Origin of the sequence: Pseudomonas sp. 14A (assembly GCF_018132745.1) — a bacterium.
GTDB classification, from domain to species: Bacteria; Pseudomonadota; Gammaproteobacteria; order Pseudomonadales; family Pseudomonadaceae; genus Aquipseudomonas; species Aquipseudomonas mercuritolerans.
Window position 1 is genome coordinate 202,882 of the sequence record NZ_JAGRQJ010000018.1, and the last position, 13,443, is coordinate 216,324.

General features: G+C 60.7%; 12 protein-coding genes and 1 riboswitch. Of the genes, 8 read left to right on the forward strand and 4 right to left on the reverse strand.

Annotated features, from left to right (window positions below; all coding sequences use genetic code 11):
• Positions 1–147: 147 nt before the first annotated feature.
• The 4 genes from PS14A_RS23485 (at position 148) to PS14A_RS23500 (ending at position 4,743) form a co-directional block, all read left to right on the forward strand.
• Positions 148–1,143, forward strand: a complete 996-nt coding sequence (locus tag PS14A_RS23485) for a metalloregulator ArsR/SmtB family transcription factor (RefSeq protein ID WP_212617331.1) — start codon at positions 148–150, stop codon at positions 1,141–1,143.
• Between the two features lie 18 nt (positions 1,144–1,161).
• Positions 1,162–2,352 carry a methionine adenosyltransferase gene (gene metK / locus PS14A_RS23490; RefSeq protein WP_024014624.1) on the forward strand — a complete coding sequence of 397 codons (1,191 nt, stop codon included), beginning with the start codon at positions 1,162–1,164 and terminating at the stop codon, positions 2,350–2,352.
• 221 nt (positions 2,353–2,573) lie between these two features.
• Positions 2,574–4,250 carry an NAD-dependent DNA ligase LigB gene (gene ligB / locus PS14A_RS23495; protein ID WP_212617332.1) on the forward strand — a complete coding sequence of 559 codons (1,677 nt, stop codon included), beginning with the start codon at positions 2,574–2,576 and terminating at the stop codon, positions 4,248–4,250.
• Positions 4,251–4,347: 97 nt separating this feature from the next.
• Positions 4,348–4,743 carry a DUF1090 domain-containing protein gene (locus PS14A_RS23500; protein ID WP_016772779.1) on the forward strand — a complete coding sequence of 132 codons (396 nt, stop codon included), beginning with the start codon at positions 4,348–4,350 and terminating at the stop codon, positions 4,741–4,743.
• 119 nt (positions 4,744–4,862) lie between these two features.
• Here the strand turns inward: PS14A_RS23500 and PS14A_RS23505 are convergent, their stop codons facing one another.
• Positions 4,863–5,312, reverse strand: a complete 450-nt coding sequence (locus PS14A_RS23505; protein ID WP_212617333.1) for a cytochrome c — start codon at positions 5,310–5,312, stop codon at positions 4,863–4,865.
• 128 nt (positions 5,313–5,440) lie between these two features.
• Between PS14A_RS23505 and PS14A_RS23510 the strand changes: the two genes are divergently transcribed.
• A complete protein-coding gene (locus PS14A_RS23510) occupies positions 5,441–6,613 on the forward strand; it encodes a murein transglycosylase A (protein ID WP_212617334.1) in 1,173 nt (390 codons plus the stop codon).
• Positions 6,614–6,703: 90 nt separating this feature from the next.
• Here the strand turns inward: PS14A_RS23510 and PS14A_RS23515 are convergent, their stop codons facing one another.
• The gene (locus PS14A_RS23515) at positions 6,704–7,087 is read right to left on the reverse strand and encodes an MAPEG family protein (RefSeq protein ID WP_039757593.1); all 384 of its coding nucleotides are present in this window, start codon (positions 7,085–7,087) and stop codon (positions 6,704–6,706) included.
• Positions 7,088–7,419: 332 nt separating this feature from the next.
• Here PS14A_RS23515 and PS14A_RS23520 point away from each other — a divergent pair, with 332 nt between their 5' ends.
• A complete protein-coding gene (locus tag PS14A_RS23520; protein ID WP_212617335.1) occupies positions 7,420–8,589 on the forward strand; it encodes an MFS transporter in 1,170 nt (389 codons plus the stop codon).
• Positions 8,590–8,898: 309 nt separating this feature from the next.
• Positions 8,899–10,164, forward strand: a complete 1,266-nt coding sequence (locus PS14A_RS23525) for a sodium:proton antiporter (protein ID WP_016772774.1) — start codon at positions 8,899–8,901, stop codon at positions 10,162–10,164.
• Here the strand turns inward: PS14A_RS23525 and PS14A_RS23530 are convergent, their stop codons facing one another.
• Both PS14A_RS23530 and PS14A_RS23535 read right to left on the reverse strand, forming a co-directional pair.
• On the reverse strand, positions 10,165–11,052 hold the full coding sequence (locus PS14A_RS23530) for a formate/nitrite transporter family protein (protein ID WP_212617336.1): 888 nt from the start codon (positions 11,050–11,052) through the stop codon (positions 10,165–10,167).
• 238 nt (positions 11,053–11,290) lie between these two features.
• A complete protein-coding gene (locus tag PS14A_RS23535) occupies positions 11,291–11,695 on the reverse strand; it encodes a hotdog domain-containing protein (protein WP_016772772.1) in 405 nt (134 codons plus the stop codon).
• 198 nt (positions 11,696–11,893) lie between these two features.
• Positions 11,894–11,992: riboswitch (S-adenosyl-L-homocysteine riboswitch) on the forward strand.
• A 23-nt stretch (positions 11,993–12,015) separates the two neighbouring features.
• Between PS14A_RS23535 and ahcY the strand changes: the two genes are divergently transcribed.
• Positions 12,016–13,425: an adenosylhomocysteinase gene (ahcY, locus tag PS14A_RS23540; RefSeq protein ID WP_039757587.1), complete on the forward strand. Its 1,410-nt coding sequence runs from the start codon at positions 12,016–12,018 to the stop codon at positions 13,423–13,425.
• Positions 13,426–13,443 lie beyond the last annotated feature (18 nt).

Below are 13,443 nucleotides of genomic sequence, written 5' to 3' on the forward strand. Positions count from 1 at the left end.
ATAGCACAGGTTTCGCTTGGTGAAACCTTTCCGCTATTCGTTTGTAGAGACTGCCGTGCGCTGAGAAGTGCCATTTATCGAGCAATATCAAAACTTTTTGATATTGACCTTGCAGTGCTTTGCCCCCGTCTCTAGACTGCCAGCCCTATGAACTTACGCGTGCCTTCCATTCGCCATGACGATTGCGACGAGCTGGCGGCCCTGTGCAAGGCCGGCGGCGATCCGCTGCGGCTGAATGTATTGCGCGCGCTGGCCAACGATTCGTTTGGCGTGCTGGAGCTGGCGCAGATTTTCGGCATCGGCCAGTCGGGCATGAGCCACCACCTCAAGGTGCTGGCGCAAGCCGATCTGGTGGCGACACGCCGTGAGGGCAACGCGATTTTCTATCGTCGCGCCCTGCCCCACAGCGAATTGCTCGGCGGCAAGCTGCACGCGGCATTGCTGGAAGAAGTCGACAATCTGCATCTGCCTGATGATGTGCAAGCACGCATCGAGCAGGTTCATGGTCAGCGTGCCGCCGCCAGCCGGGACTTTTTCGCCCGGGTCGCGGAAAAATTCCGTGCCCAGCAGGATTTGATCGCAGGCCTGCCGCAGTACCGTGACAGCGTGCTGGCCCTGCTCGACAAACTGAACTTCGATGGTGCAGCCACGGCCATTGAAGTCGGCCCCGGCGATGGTGCTTTTCTGCCGGAACTGGCCCGTCGCTTCGGCACCGTAACCGCGCTGGACAACAGCCCGGCGATGCTCGAACTGGCGCGTCAGGTGTGTGAACGTGAACAGCTGGCTAACGTCAGCCTGCAATTGGCCGATGCATTGAACGGCACAAGCCTTCAAGCCGATTGCGTGGTGTTGAACATGGTCCTGCACCATTTCGCCGCCCCGGCCGATGCGCTCAGGCACATGGCCGACTTGCTGCAACCGGGCGGTAGCCTGCTCGTGACAGAGTTATGTAGCCACAACCAGAGTTGGGCCAGGGAGGCCTGCGGTGATCTCTGGTTGGGGTTTGAACAGGACGATCTGGCCCGTTGGGCCACCGCTGCGGGACTCGTTCCCGGGGAAAGCCTCTATGTAGGCTTACGTAATGGTTTCCAGATCCAGGTTCGCCACTTTCAGCGACCGGCTGGCGACACTCACCATCGGTAAATTCAGGAAAACATCGAGATGAGCGAATACTCCCTCTTCACCTCCGAGTCCGTGTCTGAAGGACATCCGGACAAAATCGCCGACCAGATTTCCGATGCGGTGCTGGACGCCATTATTGCCCAGGACAAACACGCTCGCGTGGCCGTGGAAACCCTGGTCAAGACCGGCGTGGCCATCGTTGCCGGTGAAGTGACCACCAGCGCCTGGGTCGACCTGGAGCAGATCGTTCGTGACGTGATCTGCGACATCGGCTACACCAGCTCCGAAGTCGGCTTCGACGGCGCGACCTGCGGCGTGATGAACATCATCGGCAAGCAGTCCCCTGACATCAACCAGGGTGTTGACCGCGCCAAGCCTGAAGATCAGGGCGCCGGCGACCAGGGCCTGATGTTCGGCTACGCCAGCAACGAAACCGACGTTTTGATGCCAGCGCCGATCACCTTCTCGCACCAGCTGGTGCAGCGTCAGGCTGAAGCACGCAAGTCGGGCCTGCTGCCTTGGCTGCGTCCGGATGCCAAGTCGCAAGTGACCTGCCGTTACGAAGGCGGCAAGGTTGTCGGCATCGACGCTGTTGTTCTGTCGACCCAGCACAACCCGGAAGTGTCGTACAAAGACCTGCGCGAAGGCGTGATGGAGCTGATCGTCAAGCACGTACTGCCTGCCGAACTGCTGAGCAAGGACACCCAGTTTCACATCAACCCGACCGGCCAGTTCATCATTGGCGGCCCGGTAGGTGACTGCGGTCTGACCGGTCGCAAGATCATCGTCGACAGCTACGGCGGCATGGCCCGTCACGGCGGCGGCGCGTTCTCCGGCAAGGATCCATCGAAGGTTGACCGTTCGGCTGCCTACGCTGGCCGTTACGTGGCGAAGAACATCGTTGCGGCCGGCCTGGCCGAGCGTTGCGAGATCCAGGTTTCCTACGCGATCGGTGTGGCCCAGCCTACGTCGATCTCGCTGAACACCTTCGGCACTGGCAAGATCAGCGATGACAAGATCATCAAACTGGTGCGTGAAGTGTTCGACCTGCGTCCATACGCGATCACCACCATGCTCGACCTGCTGCACCCGATGTATCAGGAAACCGCAGCCTACGGCCACTTCGGCCGTGCGCCGCAGACCAAGACCGTTGGCGAAGACAGCTTCACCACGTTCACCTGGGAAAAAACCGACCGCGCCGACGCCCTGCGTTCTGCCGCTGGCCTGTAACCCCCTGGCTGCATGAAAGCCCCGCACGGTTCCCGCCGTGCGGGGCTTTTTCATGCCTGAAACATTTTTGAGATCCCTGTGGGAGCGAGCCTGCTCACGAAGGCGCCCGCCCGTGCAACGTCAATTCAGAATCCGGAAACACCTCGAAAAACACCCTCGGTAACGCATTTCGAATCCTCACCTACCCTTCAAGCATCACCCCCGAGCAAGGACGCTCAACGATGCTCTTCACACTGCGCCTGTTGCTGGCCTTCCTGCTGGCACTCATTACCCTCGTCAGCCAAGCAAATTGCCCCGACTGGCCCTTATCCCAAGCCCAACGCGAAATCACGCTGCTGCAAAACCGGATCGACCAATGGGACGAAGCCTATCATCGCGAAGGCCGCTCATTGATCAGCGACGAACTCTATGACCAGTCCCAGCTACGGCTGAAAGAATGGCAAGCCTGTTTCAACCAACCCTCATCCCCGCAGCCGTTGCGCACCGCGTCCGGCCCGGTCACCCACCCCATCGCCCACACCGGCCTGGACAAGCTGCACAAAGCCGAAGACGTCGCCCACTGGTTGCGCGATCGCCAGAACGTCTGGGTGCAGCCCAAGGTCGACGGCGTGGCTGTCACGCTGATCTACCGCCAGGGAATATTGCAGCAGGCCATCAGTCGCGGTGATGGGGTCAACGGCCAGGACTGGACAGCCTCCGCGCGCAGGATTGCAGCCATTCCGCAACGTTTGAGGCAGCCACGGGATCTGCTGGTACAGGGCGAACTCTATTGGCGCCTGAGCGCGCATGTTCAATCACAGTCCGGCAGCGTCAATGCCCGCGCCACCGTCGCCGGGCTGATGGGACGTAAAACACTCGATGTTGAACAGGCCGCCGGGATCGGCCTGTTTGTCTGGGACTGGCCGCAAGGTCCTGTGCGGCTGCCGGAAAGATTGTCCGAACTTCAGACATTGGGGTTCGCCACAACCGAGCCCTATACCCAGCCCGTCAGCCGATTCGAAGACGCGCAAAAATGGCGCGAGCACTGGTATCGCTCGCCACTGCCCTTTGCCAGCGACGGCGTGGTGCTGCGTCAGAGCCAACGGCCACCTGCCGAACGCTGGCAGGCTCGCGCGCCGTATTGGGCGATCGCCTGGAAATACCCTTTCGCCCAGGCATTGGCCGAAGTGCGCAAGGTCAATTTCAAGATCGGCCGCACCGGGCGGATCACGCCGGTGCTGGAACTGCTGCCGGTCAGACTCGATGACCGCGAAATCAAACGGGTCAGCGTCAGCTCACTCAAGCGCTGGCAAACCCTCGACATCCGTCCCGGCGATCAGGTGGCAATCAGTCTGGCCGGGCTGACCATTCCGCGCCTCGACAGTGTCGTGCTGCGCACCAACGAACGGGCGGACATCAACATCCCCGATGCTGGCGACTACCACGCCCTGAGCTGCTGGCAACCGACGCCGGGGTGTGAAAGCCAATTTCTCGCGCGTCTGACCTGGCTCAGTGGCAAGCAGGGCCTGGCCATGCAGCATGTCGGTCGCGGCACCTGGGAGAAACTTTTGGAAACAGGCCGTCTGAAACACCTGCTGGATTGGCTGACCCTCGATGCGTCAGAGCTTGCTAACATTGCCGGCCTCGGCGAGCGCAGCAGCGCACGCCTGATCCAGGGTTTTCACGGCGCGCGGCAACAGCCGCTTGCTCGATGGTTGAAAGCGCTGGGCATGCCGCCGACCGGACAGGCACAACTGGACGATTCGTGGCAGGCCTTGGCACAACGCGACACTGAACAATGGCAGGCAGAAGCCGGCATCGGCCCGGGACGCGCGGCGCAACTGAGCGCATTCTTTCGCGACCCGCAGGTACTGGCTTTGAGTGAAACCTTGAAAGCCGCCGGAATCGACGGCTTCTGAACCTGCAATCCCCGCCCGGCGGGAACCCAACGGCCGGCCAGACGCTCCAACAGCGCAGTGCCCTCCCACCCCGATTGCCTTTGCACATGGAGCTTTTATGAAATTTCTCGCACCGCTCGCCCTGCTTACTCTTTGTGGCGTCATGGCCGCCCCGGTCATGGCCGAAGAAGACGGCCCGGGCCTGACCGGTTGCGCTGCCAAGAAGCAGGGCATCATCAATCAGATCGAACAGGCCAAGTCGCGCGGCAACATGGAGCAGCAGGCAGGCCTGGAAACCGCACTGCGTGAAGTGAACGAACATTGCACCGACGCCGGGCTGAAGAAAGAACGTGAGAACAAAGTGCTTGAGGCCAAGCATGAGGTGAGCCAGCGTCAGGCGGACCTCGACAAGGCCATGAAGAAAGGCGATCCGGAGAAGATCAACAAGCGCAAGGAGAAGCTCGCCGAATCGCGCAAGGAACTGCAGGAAGCGCTGGACGAAATCGATAAGTAAGAGATTAGTCTGGAGGGGAATGGCAGACCGCTTTCGCGAGCAGGCTCGCTCCCACATTGGAATGCATATCCCCTGTGGGAGCGAGCCTGCTCGCGAAGGTTCAGCTCAAGCGACACAAATCAATGATCGCGAAACTCTTTATGGCAAGCACTGCAGGCATCTTCAACTTTCTGCACTGCCGGCCCAAGATTGCTGGCCTTGTACGGCTGAACCTGACTGGCGACCACCAGCTCACCGGTAGCCGCCTCGAGGGCGCGGGCCAGTTCCTGAAAACGCGCCTGTTTCTGCCAGACATCATCTTTGGCGCTGGTGTGATCTTCCTCGCGCACCTGCGGAAAATGCTTCCACGGCTCATGGGCCAACGCATCAAGTCTGACCGCGCCCTCGGCAAATTTCGGCCCGTCGAAGGCAATGCGCCCGCGCAACATGCCGCCGAGGTCTTCGCTGGTCTTGAGCATCTGCTTGAAGATCGCCTTGCGTTGACCCAGCGGCGAATTCGGGTCGACACCGCCACAGGCGGACAAAGCCAGGCAGGCCAGCAATACAACAGCAATGGGTTTCAGAGTCATGGTGGCTTCAGGTCGCGGAAATCGGCGGCCAGTATCCTCGGCTCACCGCCAAACACCAATAGCCCTATTAAAAATACGGGTTGGTCGAGCGCATAGAGCTCTCGGCCAACCGGCACAGGAATCACTCCATGAACAGCCGCTTCACGGCCTGGCGTCACCCGCTTATCGTCACCCTTCCACTGCTCGCCATCCTCGCCGGTTGCACAGGCGGCGACAGCGCCAAACCAAAAACCCATGCGCTGGCCACCTATTCCAGCGCGACCTGGGAAGCGTTGCCAGCGGTTTCCGATAGCGATCTGGTCGCCGGTTTCGGCTCCTGGCGCAGCGCCTGCACACGACTCAAAGCCGACACAGTCTGGGGGCCGACCTGCGCTGCGGCGGTGAATGTGCCGCAAAGCGCCGCCGAGATTCGTGCATTTCTCAAGCAGAATCTCGATGTCTACGGCCTGCGCGCCGAGAATGACAACCCCAATGGTCTGATCACCGGCTACTACGAACCGGTGTACCCCGGCAGCCTGACGCCCACCGCAACGGCGAACGTGCCAGTGTATGGCGTGCCGGAAGACATGATCATCGTCTCGCTCGACAGCATCTACCCGGAATTGAAAGGCAAGCGCCTGCGCGGCCGTCTCGAAGGTCGCGTGCTCAAGCCTTACGACGACGCGGCGACCATTGAATCCAAAGGCGTGAAAGCGCCAGTGGTCGCCTATCTGACTGATCCGATGAATCTGCAATTCCTGCAGATTCAGGGCTCGGGCCGGATTCAGACCGAGGACGGCAAACAATTGCGCATCGCCTACGCCGATCAGAACGGCCACCCGTATCGCCCGATCGGTCGCTGGCTCGTCGAGCAAGGCGAGCTGAAGAAAGAAGACGTGACCATGACCGCAATCAGCGACTGGGCCAAGGCCAACCCGACGCGCATCCCGGAACTGCTGGCCAGCAACCCGAGCTACGTGTTCTTCACCCGCAACCCGGACAGCAACGAAGGCCCGCGAGGCTCGCTGAACGTACCGCTGACAGCCGGCTACAGCGCGGCGGTGGATCGCAAGGTGATTCCGTTGGGCAGTCTGTTATGGCTGTCGACCACCAAACCGGATGGCACCCCACTGGTGCGCCCGGTCGCGGCGCAGGATACCGGCGGCGCTATTGCCGGTGAGGTGCGCGCGGATCTGTTCTGGGGCACGGGTGATGCGGCCGGGCAACTGGCCGGGGACATGAAGCAGCAGGGGCAGATCTGGATGCTCTGGCCTAAAGGACAAGAGTTGCCGCAAGTGCCGCAGGTGGCTGACAAACCCTAAAGGCAAAAGATCGCAGCCTTCGGCAGCTCCTACAGGAGTATGCATTCCTCTGTAGGAGCTGCCGCAGGCTGCGATCTTTTGACCTTGCTTTTAAATGGACACAAAGAAAAACGAAGCAATCAGCCCCATCCCGATAAACCACACCACCGAACGCAGTGCTGCCCAGTCAGCCAGGTAGCAGATGATGTACAGCAGGCGACTGGTGATAAACAGCACGGCCAGCACATTGACCGTCACCAGCTGCGCAGTGCCGACCAGGTGGGCAACGATCACCGCAGCGGCAAACGCAGGCGTTACTTCAAAGCTGTTCAGTTGCGCGGCGTGGGCGCGACGGGCGACGCCATCGACGCTGTCGAGAAAGTCCCGTGGATCGTAATTGTCCTTGAGGCGGAAACCGCCGGTGGCCTTCGCCACGATCGTGCACACGTACGGCAGGAAAATCGCGATCAACACACACCACAGAGCCACTGTCATAACGTCGTCCTTTTTTCGATTGGAGAAATTGGCGAGCGATCAGAAATTCATCACCAGCATGCCGATCAGCACCTGCCCACAGGCTAAGAGCCGCGCCCGGCAGAAAGGTTCTTTCAGCTGGATATAACACGGCACTTCCAGCGCGCCGTCGATTAGTCAGATTATTGATTCGCCATGTGTCAGCAGCTGTTTATACTGCAACCCACCACGCCGTACTCAGCTGCACACCAAAAAAATCCAATAAAAGCTGCCTGCTCCGCTTTCTTCGAAAACGGTCGCTGGCACGCGTATGCCTGATCAAAGCGTCAAGACTACCGACAGAGACCTTGCGCATGCCCCTCGCTTTGCTTGCACTCGCCGTTGCCGCGTTCGGCATCGGCACCACCGAATTCGTCATCATGGGCCTGCTGCCCGACGTCGCCCGCGATCTGGCGGTGAGCATTCCTCACGCCGGGCTGCTGATCACCGGTTACGCCCTGGGCGTGGTGTTCGGCGCACCGATCCTGGCGATCGGCACCGCCAATATGCCGCGCAAAGCGACATTGCTGGGCATGACGCTGATGTTCATCCTCGGCAACGTGCTCTGCGCGCTCGCGCCGAACTACGCGACGCTGATGGCGGCGCGGGTGGTTACAGCGCTGTGTCACGGGGCGTTTTTCGGCATTGGCTCGGTGGTTGCCGCCGGCCTGGTTGCGCCGAACAAACGCGCGCAAGCCATTGCAATGATGTTCACCGGCCTGACCCTGGCCAACGTCCTCGGCGTGCCATTGGGCACAGCGCTGGGCCAATACGCTGGCTGGCGCTCGACCTTCTGGGCGGTGTCGGTGATCGGCATTGTCGCCGCGCTGGCGCAGTGGTTGTGGCTGCCGAAACACATCGCGATGGACAAGGCCAATCTCGCCAGCGAATTCAAGGTGCTGGGCAAGGCCAACGTCTTGTTGGCGCTGGGCATGAGCGTGCTGGCCTCGACCAGCCTGTTCAGCGTGTTCACCTATATCGCGCCGATTCTGCAAGACATCACTGGCGTCAGCCCCCACGGCGTGACAGTGATGCTGCTGTTGTTCGGCGTCGGCCTGACAGCGGGCAGCATGCTCGGCGGGCGTCTGGCCGACAGCCACTTGCTGCCATCGCTGGTCGGCGTTGCGCTGGCAGTCGTGGTGATTCTCGCGGCGTTCAGCCAGACCAGCCGCGCGGTGATTCCGGCGGCGATCACCCTGGTGCTGTGGGGAATTTTCGCCTTTGCGCTGTGCCCGATTCTGCAGCTGTTGATCATCGATCAGGCGCACGAAGCGCCGAATCTGGGTTCGACGCTGAACCAAAGCGCGTTCAATCTGGGCAACGCAGCAGGTGCCTGGATTGGCGGGCTGGTGGTTGCCAGCGGTGCGGATTTGGCGGACCTGCCGTGGACCGGGGCGCTGGTTGGCGTGCTGACGGTGCTGACGGCGCTGTTGTTCATTTACCTGCAACGTCGGCGGGCGAGTGCGGTCAATGTGTCTGGCTGATCGTGGTGTGTCGGATAGAGCCCTCACCCTAGCCCTCTCCCAGAGGGAGAGGGGACTGATCGGGGGATGCTCGATACCCACGCCGACTTGAACGTGCATTGCTGAATCCATAATCGACCCGATCGTCCAGGTCGATGCACCTCGCCAGACACCTCGGTCGGCTCCCTCTCCCTCTGGGAGAGGGCTGGGGTGAGGGGCTGCTGGGCGTGACGCGCAATTCGAATGTGCCCTCAGTCAACCCCGCCCCATCAAACCCCTGCGTCCAGACTCCGGTCGCGCTCCATTCACTCTCCATCCAAAGGACCCCGGATGCTTGAACTCGTCGCCGCTTTCATCTGCCTCACCACCCTCCTGACCTTCGTCAATTTCCGCTTTATCGGCCTGCCGCCGACCATCGGCGTGATGGTTACCGCCCTGCTGTTCTCACTGCTCCTGCAAGGCCTCAGCGTCCTCGGCTTCCCCGGTCTGGAAGACCGCGTGCAACAACTGATCGGCCAGATCGACTTCGGCGATCTGCTGATGAACTGGATGCTCTCGTTCCTGCTGTTCGCCGGCGCCCTGCACGTCAACTTGAATGACTTGCGCAGCTACCGTTGGCCGATCGGCCTGTTGGCGACCTTCGGCGTGTTGATCGCCACCGTGGTGATCGGCAGCCTCGCCTTCTACATTTTTGCCCTGTTCGGCTGGCACGTCAGTTTCCTCTACTGCCTGTTGTTCGGTGCGCTGATCTCTCCGACCGACCCGATTGCCGTGCTCGGCGTGTTGCGTACCGCCAACGCTTCGAAACCACTGAAAACCACCATCGTCGGCGAATCACTGTTCAACGACGGCACGGCGGTGGTGGTCTTCACTGTGCTGCTGGGCATCGCGCAACTGGGCGAAACCCCGACCGTCAGCGCCACGGCCATGCTCTTCGTCCACGAAGCGATTGGTGGTGTGTTGTTCGGCGGGCTGATCGGTTATCTGGTCTATCGCATGATCAAAAGCGTCGAGCAGCACCAGATCACCGTGATGCTGACCCTGGCCCTGGTGATCGGCGGTTCGGCGATGTCCACCGAACTGCACGTCTCGGCGCCGATTGCGATGGTGGTGGCCGGTCTGATCATCGGTAACCTCGGGCGCAATCTGGCGATGAACGACATGACCCGTCGCTATCTGGACGGTTTCTGGGAGTTGCTCGATGACATGCTCAACGCGCTGCTGTTTGCGCTGATCGGCATGGAGCTGTTGCTGCTGCCGTTCAACTGGCTGCACATGGCCGCTGCAGGTCTGCTGGCGGTGGCGATTCTGCTGTCGCGCCTGCTTACCGTGGCCCCGGCGATCCTCTTGCTGCGTCGCTGGCGCTCAGTGCCGGCTGGCACCATCCGCATCCTCACCTGGGGCGGTTTGCGCGGTGGTGTGTCGGTGGCACTGGCGCTGGCCCTGCCGCTGGGCCCGGAACGCGATCTGCTGCTGAGCATCACCTACATCGTGGTGCTGTCGTCGATCCTGCTGCAGGGCCTGACCATCGGCAAACTGGTCAAGCACGCGACGCGTAATGAGCCGGCCAGCGTGCCTGAGCCAGCCCACCACTGATCATTTCTTGATCGACTGCGGATCGGGCTCAACAGCCTGATCCGCAGATTCCTTCGGCGCACCGCTTTCACTGCGAATCTGCGCATGGCTGATCAGCGCGAAGATAAAGCTGCCGCCGATGATATTTCCTGCCAGCGTCGGCGCAGCGAACACCGCCCAGAAATCACTCCACGGCAACTCGCCGGCAAACACCAGATAGGACACTTCCGCCGATCCGACGACGATGTGGGTGAAATCGCCCAGTGCCATGAAGTAGGTGATGAGGATGATGATCCACATCTTCGCGCTCTCCATGGACGGGATCATCCAGACCATGGTGGCGATCATCCAGCCGGAAACAATGCCCTTGGCGAACATCTGACTGGCGCTGTGCTCCATGACCTTGCGGCCGATTTCGAGGAAGGCGACGTCGGTCTTGCTGTCGAAAATCGGCAGCTCCAGCATCACGTACGCCACCAGAATCGTCCCGCAGAGGTTGCCGACCAATACCACTGTCCACAGACGAATCAGGCGCAGGAAATTCTTCAGCGTCGGCCTGGTCATCACCGGCAGCACGGCGGTCAGGGTGTTTTCGGTGAACAATTGCTGGCGCGCGAGGATGACCGCGAGGAAACCGGCGCAGTAGCCGAAACTGGCGATCACCTTGAATTCGTCGCCGTCGGGCAGGCGCGAATTGAGCAATCCCATGCCCATCAGCGACAGGCCCATGGTCAACCCTGCCGCCAGCGCCGACCACCACAGCGCGGCAATGCTGCGCTCCAGTTCCTGATCGCCCTGAGTGCGGATGATTTCATGCAGAACGGCCGCGCGCGGCGGCTGGCTCTTCTCGACTTCGTGCTGCTCCTTGGCCGAGAGGTCGGGGGTCTTGTCGCTGGTGGGGGTGGTCATGGCGTGGCAACCGGTGGGGGGCGATGTAGCTACGACCGTTGCGCTTGGGAATACGTTCTGTAGGCGCGGCGCAAATCTCTGGATGCACACGAATCCAGGGTAGGAGCTGCCGAAGGCTGCGATCTTTTGATCTTGATTTTCAGAAGCAAGATCAAAAGATCGCAGCCTTCGGCAGCTCCTACAGGCACAGGTGATTCCTGTGGGAACGAGCCTGCTCGCGAAGAATGCGCCGCCGATCTTATTGAACGGCCTCGTCATCCTTGAACTGGTCTTTCACATATTTGATCTCGGTCCGCCCGTGCGGCGCCGGCAGGCCGTCTTCGCCGAGGTTGACGAACACCATTTTCTCGACGGTCAGGATGCTCTTGCGGGTGATCTTGTTGCGCACTTCGCAGGTCAGAGTGATCGAGGTGCGACCGAATTCGGTGGCAGTGATGCCCAGTTCGATGATGTCGCCCTGGCGCGAGGCGCTGACGAAGTTGATTTCCGAGATGTACTTGGTCACCACACGCTGGTTGCCCAGTTGCACGATGGCATAGATCGCCGCTTCTTCATCGATCCAGCGCAGCAGGCTGCCGCCAAACAGAGTGCCGTTGGGGTTGAGGTCTTCGGGTTTAACCCATTTGCGGGTGTGGAAATTCATGTTCACTCCTGAGCGCTTGCCGAAAGATGCGCCCATCTTGGCAGACTGATCAGTCGGGCTCCAGGCAGCTGCGACTATGGTCGCCATTGGCGATCTTCATCCAGCCGACAGAAACCCTTTGGAAGATCAGCCCGGGCGGCTATAATCGCCCCCGCTTCAAAAAACGGTAACGTTCGCTTGCTACCGTTTTCCCGCCACCTGTCCGAGGGGCGCTGCAGCAGGTTCGACCTGTCAGGCTCGGATGGGGCGTTGACCGGCCTGCGCCGGACACTAAACGCACAACGGCGCCCATTCGCATACATTACGAATGGAGGCTCTTCATGAGCGCTGTCAACACGCCTGCCGATTTTACCGATTACAAAGTTGCCGACATGTCCCTGGCTGCCTGGGGCCGTCGCGAAACCATCATCGCCGAATCGGAAATGCCTGCCCTGATGGGTCTGCGCCGCAAATACGCTTCCGAGCAGCCGCTCAAGGGCGCAAAAATCCTCGGCTGCATCCACATGACCATTCAGACCGCCGTGCTGATCGAAACCCTGGTTGCCCTGGGTGCCGAAGTACGCTGGTCGTCCTGCAACATTTTCTCCACTCAGGATCAGGCCGCTGCCGCTATCGCTGCTGCCGGTATCCCGGTGTTCGCCTGGAAAGGCGAGACTGAAGAAGAGTACGAGTGGTGCCTGGAGCAGACCATCCTCAAGGATGGCCAGCCATGGGACGCCAACATGATCCTCGACGACGGCGGCGACTTGACCGAGCTGCTGCACAAGAAATACCCGCAAGTGCTGGATCGCGTTCACGGCGTGACCGAAGAAACCACCACTGGCGTACACCGTCTGCTGGACATGCTGGCCAAGGGCGAGCTGAAGATCCCGGCGATCAACGTCAACGACTCGGTAACCAAGTCCAAGAACGACAACAAGTACGGCTGCCGTCACAGCCTGAACGATGCGATCAAGCGCGGCACTGACCACCTGCTGTCCGGCAAGCAAGCGCTGGTCATCGGTTACGGTGACGTCGGCAAGGGCTCGGCCCAGTCGCTGCGTCAGGAAGGCATGATCGTCAAAGTGTCGGAAGTTGACCCGATCTGCGCCATGCAAGCCTGCATGGACGGTTTCGAACTGGTTTCGCCGTTCATCGACGGTATCAACGACGGTTCCGAAGCGAGCATCGACAAAGCGCTGCTGGGCAAGATCGACCTGATCGTGACCACCACCGGTAACGTCAATGTTTGCGACGCGAACATGCTCAAAGCCCTGAAGAAGCGCGCCGTTGTCTGCAACATCGGCCACTTCGACAACGAAATCGACACCGCTTTCATGCGCAAGAACTGGGCATGGGAAGAAGTGAAGCCACAGGTGCACAAGGTTCACCGCACCGGCGCTGGCAGCTTCGATCCACAGAACGACGACTACCTGATCCTGCTGGCCGAAGGCCGTCTGGTGAACCTGGGCAACGCCACCGGTCACCCGAGCCGCATCATGGACGGTTCGTTCGCCAACCAGGTTCTGGCACAGATCTTCCTGTTCGGCCAGAAATACGCCGACCTGTCGCCAGCACAGAAAGCCGAGCGTCTGACCGTTGAAGTACTGCCGAAGAAACTCGACGAAGAAGTGGCCCTGGAAATGGTCCGCGGCTTCGGCGGCGTGGTCACTCAACTGACCAAGCAACAGGCTGACTACATCGGCGTCACCGTCGAAGGCCCGTTCAAGCCGCACGCCTACCGCTACTAACAGGCGCTGAAAGCTCGC

Excerpts from the sequence above, each read along its gene's own strand:
- PS14A_RS23485 (WP_212617331.1), top strand. The coding sequence starts at position 148 with ATGAACTTACGCGTGCCTTCCATTCGCCATGACGATTGCGACGAGCTG.
- metK (WP_024014624.1), top strand. The coding sequence starts at position 1,162 with ATGAGCGAATACTCCCTCTTCACCTCCGAGTCCGTGTCTGAAGGACAT.
- ligB (WP_212617332.1), top strand. The coding sequence starts at position 2,574 with ATGCTCTTCACACTGCGCCTGTTGCTGGCCTTCCTGCTGGCACTCATT.
- PS14A_RS23500 (WP_016772779.1), top strand. The coding sequence starts at position 4,348 with ATGAAATTTCTCGCACCGCTCGCCCTGCTTACTCTTTGTGGCGTCATG.
- PS14A_RS23505 (WP_212617333.1), bottom strand. The coding sequence starts at position 5,312 with ATGACTCTGAAACCCATTGCTGTTGTATTGCTGGCCTGCCTGGCTTTG.
- PS14A_RS23510 (WP_212617334.1), top strand. The coding sequence starts at position 5,441 with ATGAACAGCCGCTTCACGGCCTGGCGTCACCCGCTTATCGTCACCCTT.
- PS14A_RS23515 (WP_039757593.1), bottom strand. The coding sequence starts at position 7,087 with ATGACAGTGGCTCTGTGGTGTGTGTTGATCGCGATTTTCCTGCCGTAC.
- PS14A_RS23520 (WP_212617335.1), top strand. The coding sequence starts at position 7,420 with ATGCCCCTCGCTTTGCTTGCACTCGCCGTTGCCGCGTTCGGCATCGGC.
- PS14A_RS23525 (WP_016772774.1), top strand. The coding sequence starts at position 8,899 with ATGCTTGAACTCGTCGCCGCTTTCATCTGCCTCACCACCCTCCTGACC.
- PS14A_RS23530 (WP_212617336.1), bottom strand. The coding sequence starts at position 11,052 with ATGACCACCCCCACCAGCGACAAGACCCCCGACCTCTCGGCCAAGGAG.
- PS14A_RS23535 (WP_016772772.1), bottom strand. The coding sequence starts at position 11,695 with ATGAATTTCCACACCCGCAAATGGGTTAAACCCGAAGACCTCAACCCC.
- ahcY (WP_039757587.1), top strand. The coding sequence starts at position 12,016 with ATGAGCGCTGTCAACACGCCTGCCGATTTTACCGATTACAAAGTTGCC.